The following is a 1,055-nucleotide window of genomic DNA, read 5'->3' as shown; positions in this document are numbered from 1 at the left end:
TAAAAAATATTATCTTATTTTATGATAAAAAAATAGAGTTAAAACTCCTAAAAATAATAAATATTTTTGTATACTTTTCACAGTTTCTCCGGTTACTATCCACATCATGGGATCAAAAAACAGAGGCTGACTTTTAATATCAGCCTCTGTATTATAGAGTGTGTTTTATTTCAATCCACGGGTACCGATTACTCTCCGTCCGGTTTATATTACTTTATCCTCTCACATTTCATAATAACCGTAATCGACTTGATTGCATTATGCATATGTATTCTGATGCATTCTCTCAGCCGCTCCTCGTCCCCGTCGACGATTGCGTTAAATATGGCTTTATGCTCCTCCAGACCCGCCAAATCTTTTTCCTTGGACTGGCGGCGGAAAATATAATTGGAATAGATGAAAGGATTGATTCTTTTGTACATTCCCACCAGCTTCTGGTTTCCGGAGCATTTCAGATAAATTTTATGGAACTCATAATCATGGTTGTAATCCTGGAGAAAAAGTTCGACGTCATTGGTATCCAGAAACTTTCTCATGATTTCCTCATGCTCCTCAATGTTCTGCTCCAATTCCCGCCGCAGTGTCTTATTGACTTTGACGGCTTCAATTATCTGCTTCGTGTAATAAAGATCCATCATTAAACGCAAATCAAATATTTCTTCAGCATCTGAAAGAGTCATTGGTTTAATAACCATTCCCTGCCGCGGGTAGTTCTCGACAACTTCCTCTGAAATCATGCGGTTCAGGGCCAGCTTCACAGGCGTTTCCGATGTGCCGTACTTTTCCGCCAGATCCTTAGCCATTAATTTTTCACCCGGGATCAGTTCACCGACGATAATATCCCTGCGGATATTCCGGCAGATGATGTCAACCAGGGTCTCTTTCTTCCCTTCCTCCGGTTCGCGAATATCCATGAGGTCTTCATCAAGATCTTTTTTTAAGTCTTTTTTTCTTCCCATTTTCATCCTTCCCCTATCTGTCTGCTGTTATAAGTTTATCCCATCTGCTGCTGAAAATCAATATTTAATTAAGCAGGTGAGGACGCCGCCGGTACG

At 40.3% G+C, this 1,055-nt stretch carries 1 protein-coding gene; it reads right to left on the bottom strand.

The annotated features are described in order from the left end of the window. Positions 1-209: 209 nt before the first annotated feature. A complete protein-coding gene (locus CLOSYM_RS20225; protein WP_003504816.1) occupies positions 210-959 on the bottom strand; it encodes a GntR family transcriptional regulator in 750 nt (249 codons plus the stop codon). Positions 960-1,055 lie beyond the last annotated feature (96 nt).

This window comes from [Clostridium] symbiosum ATCC 14940 (genome assembly GCF_000466485.1).
Classification (GTDB): Bacteria; Bacillota; Clostridia; order Lachnospirales; family Lachnospiraceae; genus Otoolea; species Otoolea symbiosa.
The sequence above is the reverse complement of the archived record's forward strand: the minus strand, read 5'-3'. Positions and strand labels throughout refer to the sequence as shown.

Excerpts from the sequence above, each read along its gene's own strand:
- CLOSYM_RS20225 (WP_003504816.1), bottom strand. The coding sequence starts at position 959 with ATGGGAAGAAAAAAAGACTTAAAAAAAGATCTTGATGAAGACCTCATG.